This window comes from Caulobacter sp. D5, from assembly GCF_003185805.1.
Classification (GTDB): domain Bacteria; phylum Pseudomonadota; class Alphaproteobacteria; order Caulobacterales; family Caulobacteraceae; genus Caulobacter.
On record NZ_QHJY01000514.1, the window covers coordinates 1 to 5,795 of the forward strand.

Consider the following 5,795-nt stretch of genomic DNA (forward strand, 5'->3'; position numbering starts at 1 on the left):
CACCTCCCCCAGAGGGGGAGGATCTACGCCGCAGATGCTCCCCCTCTGGGGGAGCTGTCGCGAAGCGACTGAGGGGGCTCTATTCCGCCGCCTGGGGGATCTGATCACCCACGGCCAGGCCCTCCAGATACAGCGACAGCGGCCGGATCTCGTAGGCGCCGGTCGGATTGGCCTCGCCCAGGGCGCGGGCCACGTCGAGGGCCTCGTCCATCGAGGCGCAGTCGACGATGTAGAAGCCGAGCATGGCCTCCTTGGTCTCGGCGTAGGGACCGTCCATGACGATCGGCGGCTCCTGGCCCTTGACCAGGGTCTTGGCCGAGCCGGTGAAGCCCAGGCGGCCGGCCGGCCCCAGCTTGCCCTCAGCATAGAGCCGCTCGTGGACGACCGACAGCTTTTCCATCACGGCCGCGTCTTGCGCCGGGGTCCAGTTCGAGACCAGGTCCTGATCGTTGTAGCAGAGGATGGCGTAGAGCACGGCGAGGCCTCCCGAGGCGCTTATGGGCGCAAGGGGTAGCCCGACCGGCGTTCTCTGGAAAGAGGCGTCAGGCCTCGGGCGGCGCCTCTGCGACCGCTTCCGACGCATCGCCCTCAGCCGCTTCGGACTCCGGCGTCGCGGGCCGCGGGCGGCCCAGGCGGACGATCTTCTCCTCGGCGGTGCGGACCATGCGGGTCTGGTCGTTGAACTGGGTCAGCTGGGCGCAGACGGTGAAGAAGGCGCCGGGCATGCGGGTGTCGATCCCCTCGCTCAGCGTCATCAGGTAGAGCCCGGCCGCCTGGATCTTGCCCAGCACCTGCAGCAGGTCGACCAGGTGGGCGGCGAAGGCGTGCAGGCTGGGGACGACCAGCAGGTCGCCGGGCCGCGCCGAGGCGATGGCCGCGTCCAGCCCCGGCTTGTGCACGGCCAGGGCGTAGCAGGCGTCGTGATGCAGCGCCTCGCAGCCGGCGGCGGTGAGCTTGTCCGCCAGAGGACCGTCGAAGGTCGCGCCGCGAACGGGCGGAACCCGGAAGTAGCCGATCATGCGCATGGGCGCTGTGTGACGAACTCCGCGCCGCCGCGCCAGAGGGCGGCGGCGTCAAAGTCGGGGATAAACCCTTACAGCGTCAGCGCGCAGCTCTCGCCGATGGTCGGGCGCGACAGGACCACGCGCGACAGGCCGGGGAACTGCGGCTTCAGGCGCTCGGCGAAATAGAGGCAGATCCGCTCCAGGGTCGGGCTTTCCAGGCCGGGGCGGTCGTTGAGCAGGCCGTGGTCGAGTTCGGTGGCGACCGCCTTGAGGGCGACGTCCAGGCTTTCCAGGTCGGCGACCCAGCCGGCCGCCTGCATGGAGCCCCTCACGCTGGCCTCGACGCGGAACGAATGGCCGTGCAGCCGGCGATAGCGATGGTCGCCGGGGCCTTGCTCAATATAGTGGGCCGCATCGAAATGCGCGGCCTTCGTGATCTCGAAGACGGGTTCGGACATGGACTTCTTTTATGACTAGGCCTGGGAGGCTCTAGCGCAACGGTCCTGTCACCAAACCGAGCGCCTTATCCGTCAGGGCAGGCCGAGATACTTGTGTGTCTGGACGCTTAAACGCCATTGAGGGTGGGAAAGGCAATAGGCGACGGCCAATTGCGTGTTTGCGTCGCGGTCCGGGCCGTCCATCGGCTGGAGATAGAAGCGCTCGAAATCCAGGCTCTCGAAGCGTTCCGGCATGGCCTTTTCCTGCGGGAACACCAGCTTCAGCTCCTGGCCGCGGGTCTGGACGACGGGCGCGTCGGCCTTGGGGCTGATGCACACCCAGTCGATGCCTTCGGGCGCGACGACCGTGCCGTTGCTCTCGCAGGCGATCTGGAAGCCGCGGGCGTGCAGGGCGGCGATGGCGGGCTCGTCCAGCTGAAGCAGCGGCTCGCCGCCGGTGCAGACCACCAGCCGATCGTTCGGACCGCCGGTCCAGGCGGCCTCGACGGCGTCAGCCAGAGCGTCGGCGGTGGCGAACTTGCCGCCGCCCTCCCCGTCCGTGCCGACGAAATCGGTGTCGCAGAAGGTGCAGACGGCCTTGTGGCGGTCCTGCTCGCGGCCGGTCCACAGGTTGCAGCCGGAAAAGCGGCAGAACACGGCCGCCTTGCCCGCCTGGCCGCCTTCGCCCTGCAGGGTGAGGAAGATTTCTTTCACCGAGTAGGTCATCGAGAACCTCCCCTCTCCCCTTGCGGGAGAGGGTGGCGGTCCGGAGGACCGTCGGGTGAGGGGTTGATGGCGAGATCCGCCGCGTAGGGCGGAACGATCGGGCGCGGCGTCATCGGTTTGAGAGACCCCTCATCCGACGGCTTCGCCGCCACCTTCTCCCGCAAGGGGAGAAGGAAGCGGAAGACGACCGGCCGCGTCCCACTCGGCGTAGCCCTTTTCGCGCAGCTCGCAGGCGGGGCATTCGCCGCAGCCGTGGCCCCAGGGGTGCAGTTCGCCGCGTTCGCCCTGGTAGCAGGTGTGGCTCTCGACCACGATCAGGTCGACCAGGTCCTCGCCGCCGAGGGTCTTGGCCAGGGCCCAGGTCTGGGCCTTGGTGAGATACATCAGGGGCGTCTCGACGCGGAAGTTCCGGTCCATGCCGAGGTTCATGGCGCTCTGCATGGCGTCCAGCGTGTCGCGACGGCAGTCGGGATAGCCCGAGAAGTCGGTCTCGCACATGCCGCCGACCAGGGCGTCGATGCCCCGGCGGTCGGCCAGGGCCGCGGCGTAGATCAGGAACACCAGGTTGCGGCCGGGCACGAAGGTCGACGGCAGGCCGCGCTCGGTCATCTCGATGGCGCGGTCGGCGGTCAGGGCGGACTCGGCGACGGCGCCGAAGCTCTTGATGTCGAGCACGTGGTCTTCGCCCAGGCGATCGGCCCAGTGCGGGAAGCGGGCGGCGACCTGGTGACGGACGGCCTGGCGGGCCTCCATCTCGATCGAATGGCGCTGGCCGTAGTCGAAGCCCAGGGTCTCGACGCGCGCGTAGCGCTCGAGCGCCCAGGCCAGGCAGACGCTGGAGTCCTGGCCGCCGGAGAACAGCACCAGGGCGGCGCCCGAGGGCGCGGAAGAGGTGGAAGATGCGGACATGCCGCTCCTCTACACGACCTTGCCCCCGGCTGGAACGGCGGGACGCGGCGCGGCGCCGCCAGGGCTTCGACAACCGGCGTTTTCCGACTGTACCTTTTACGGGAATGCGACAAGATACAGCGTGCGGGGGAGCAAATTTTCTCCCTGTTTTCAGTAGACCGTCACGGATGACCTTGCGTCACCCGGCGGACCGTCTTTTCTAAATTTCCAACAAGCGAGTTTTCGGCGCAACAGATGACGTTGCGTCAAGTGAAAAGCCGTAACCTATCGCCGTTTACTTACAGGCGCGGCAGTTGACAGCCAAAGAACGCAAGTATGCAATCCTGCAATGCCGAAGCAGGTCTGCCGGACACCTGCCCGCCGATCTCCGCAAAGGAGATACGACAATGAAAACGTGCGGCGACGAGGAAACAACGGGACGCGGATAGGGGCCGCCAACAAGGCGTCATCGCGTCCAGGGAGGGATTTCGAATGACGCAGACCCTGCGCTTGCGCGGCCTCTTGGCCATGAGCGCTTCCGCCGCCGTGCTGGCCGCCGTGGCCGCCCCCGCCTTCGCCCAGACGCCTGTCCCGGCCAAGCCGGCCCAGGACAACGTGATCGAAGAGCTGGTGGTCACCGCCCAGAAGAAGGAAGAAGCCCTCCAGGACGTGCCGATCGCGGTCTCGGCCTTCAGCCAGGACAGCCTGGAAGTCCAGAAGATCGACGGCGGCCCGAACCTTCAGCAGGCCATTCCGAACGTCAGCTTCGGCAAGAGCAACTTCACCAACAGCTTCAACTTCCAGATCCGCGGCATCGGCTCCAAGGGCGTCGGCGTCTCGGCCGACAACGGCGTCGGCGTGCACGTCAACAACGCGCCCCTCCAGGCCTCCAACCTGTTCGAGGCCGAGTTCTACGACGTCGAGCGGGTGGAAGTGCTGCGCGGCCCGCAGGGCACGCTGTACGGCCGCAACGCCACCGGCGGCGTCGTCAACATCATCACCGCCAAGCCGGCCGACCAGTTCGAGGCCCTGGCCCGCGCCGAATACGGCAACTACGGCACGACCAAGCTGCGCGGGATGGTCAACATCCCGATCGTCGAGGAGAAGATGGCGCTGCGGATCGCGGCCGCCTCGGTCAAGCGCGACGGCTTCGTCACCAACACCTACAACAACCACAAGGTCGACGATCGCGACCTGTGGTCCACCCGCGTCAGCCTGCAGGTCAATCCGAACGAGCGCCTGCGCGTCAATCTGATGTGGGAGCACTTCAACGAGGACGACAACCGCGCCCGTATCGGCAAGCAGCTCTGCACCAAGGATCCGGGCCCGGCCACGGTCGGCGGGGTGGCCACCGGCACGTCCCGACGATACCTGACGCAAGGGTGCTCTTCGGCCAGCCTCTACACCGACGCCGCCTACGGCACGGTCAACACCTCAGGCACGCTTTACGGCGTTCTGGGCAACCTGGTGGGCTTCACCAGCGGCGACCTCAACGCCGGCGACACGGTCAGCAAGGACCTGCGCGAGATCGAGACGCTGTTCGACCCGATCTACAAGTCGACCTCGGACGTCTACCAGTTCAACTTCTCCTACGACATCACCGACAGCCTGACCTTCACCTCGCTGACCTCGCTGAGCAACGGCGAGATCTATTCGAAGCAGGACTACTTCCGGAACATCTCGCCGGGCACGTTCAACAGCACGGCCCTGACGCCGGGCGGCTTCTTCACCGATCCGCAGACCGGAACGTCCAACACCTTCCTGACCTACGACATCTCCAAGTCGACGGCCAAGCAGCTGAGCCAGGAGTTCCGCCTGCAGTCGGCCTTCGACGGGCCGATCAACTTCAACGTCGGCGGCATCTATTTCGACTACCAGGGCATCACCGACTATCTGGTGGTCAGCAACGGCCTGACGATCTCGGCCCTGGCGCTGAACTTCCAGAACACCGGCAACCCGACCTGCAACCCGTCGACCACGGCCAACTGCATCGGCATCGACACCTCGGCCACCCCGACCGGTCAGGGCCACAACTACTATGACAACCACACGCCCTATCACCTGCGGGCCACCGCGCTGTTCGGCGAGGTCTACTGGCAGGCCAACGAGGACCTGAAGTTCACGCTGGGCCTGCGCCAGACCCAGGACAAGAAGAAGTCCGACTACTATCCGACCCCGCTGCTGACCACGGGCTACGGCCTGACCCAGGGCACGCCGTCGGCGCAGTATTCCGACTTCAAGGAACTGACCGGTCGCCTGGGCTTCGACTACAAGGCCAACCTGCCGTTCACCGACGAGAGCCTGCTCTACGCCTTCTATTCCAAGGGCTACAAGGGCGGCGGCGCCAACCCGCCGGGGGCCATCGGCCTGGCCGGCGTGGCGGCGACCTACCAGCCGGAATTCGTCAACGCCTTCGAGGTCGGGGCCAAGAACACCCTGCTGGGCGGCAGCCTGCTGCTGAACGCCACCGGCTTCTACTACGACTACCAGGGCTACCAGATCTCGAAGATCGTCAACCGCACCTCGGTGAACGAGAACATCGACGCCAAGGTCTGGGGCGTCGAGCTGGAAACCCTGTGGCAGCCGATCCACGGCCTGCGCCTCAACGCCAACGTCGGCTATCTGCACACCGAGATCGGCGACGGCGTCACCTCGATCGACACCATGAACCGCACCCAGGGCGACGCGGCCCTGACCCTGGTCAAGGCCGCCCGGCCGACCGCGGCCCTGGGCAGCAACT

6 protein-coding genes are annotated in these 5,795 nt (G+C 66.7%); 1 reads left to right on the plus strand and 5 read right to left on the minus strand.

Annotation, left to right across the window (positions count from 1 at the left end; all coding sequences use genetic code 11):
• Positions 1–79: 79 nt before the first annotated feature.
• From DMC18_RS24610 to queC, 5 genes are all read right to left on the minus strand, one after another.
• Positions 80–475 carry a YciI family protein gene (locus DMC18_RS24610; RefSeq protein WP_110119497.1) on the minus strand — a complete coding sequence of 132 codons (396 nt, stop codon included), beginning with the start codon at positions 473–475 and terminating at the stop codon, positions 80–82.
• Positions 476–542: 67 nt separating this feature from the next.
• Positions 543–1,019, minus strand: coding sequence for a recombinase family protein (locus tag DMC18_RS24615; RefSeq protein ID WP_158285986.1), 477 nt, complete (start codon positions 1,017–1,019; stop codon positions 543–545).
• Positions 1,020–1,093: 74 nt separating this feature from the next.
• On the minus strand, positions 1,094–1,462 hold the full coding sequence (locus tag DMC18_RS24620) for a 6-carboxytetrahydropterin synthase (RefSeq protein ID WP_110119499.1): 369 nt from the start codon (positions 1,460–1,462) through the stop codon (positions 1,094–1,096).
• A 72-nt stretch (positions 1,463–1,534) separates the two neighbouring features.
• Entirely contained in the window at positions 1,535–2,167 is a 633-nt protein-coding gene (gene queE / locus DMC18_RS24625) for a 7-carboxy-7-deazaguanine synthase (RefSeq protein ID WP_110119500.1), read from the minus strand.
• Positions 2,168–2,296: 129 nt separating this feature from the next.
• On the minus strand, positions 2,297–3,076 hold the full coding sequence (queC, locus tag DMC18_RS24630; RefSeq protein ID WP_110119501.1) for a 7-cyano-7-deazaguanine synthase QueC: 780 nt from the start codon (positions 3,074–3,076) through the stop codon (positions 2,297–2,299).
• A gap of 471 nt (positions 3,077–3,547) precedes the next feature.
• Here queC and DMC18_RS24635 point away from each other — a divergent pair.
• On the plus strand, positions 3,548–5,795 hold a 2,248-nt coding region (locus DMC18_RS24635), incomplete at its 3' end, for a TonB-dependent receptor (RefSeq protein ID WP_110133399.1).

Excerpts from the sequence above, each read along its gene's own strand:
- DMC18_RS24615 (WP_158285986.1), bottom strand. The coding sequence starts at position 1,019 with ATGATCGGCTACTTCCGGGTTCCGCCCGTTCGCGGCGCGACCTTCGAC.
- DMC18_RS24620 (WP_110119499.1), bottom strand. The coding sequence starts at position 1,462 with ATGTCCGAACCCGTCTTCGAGATCACGAAGGCCGCGCATTTCGATGCG.
- queE (WP_110119500.1), bottom strand. The coding sequence starts at position 2,167 with ATGACCTACTCGGTGAAAGAAATCTTCCTCACCCTGCAGGGCGAAGGC.
- queC (WP_110119501.1), bottom strand. The coding sequence starts at position 3,076 with ATGTCCGCATCTTCCACCTCTTCCGCGCCCTCGGGCGCCGCCCTGGTG.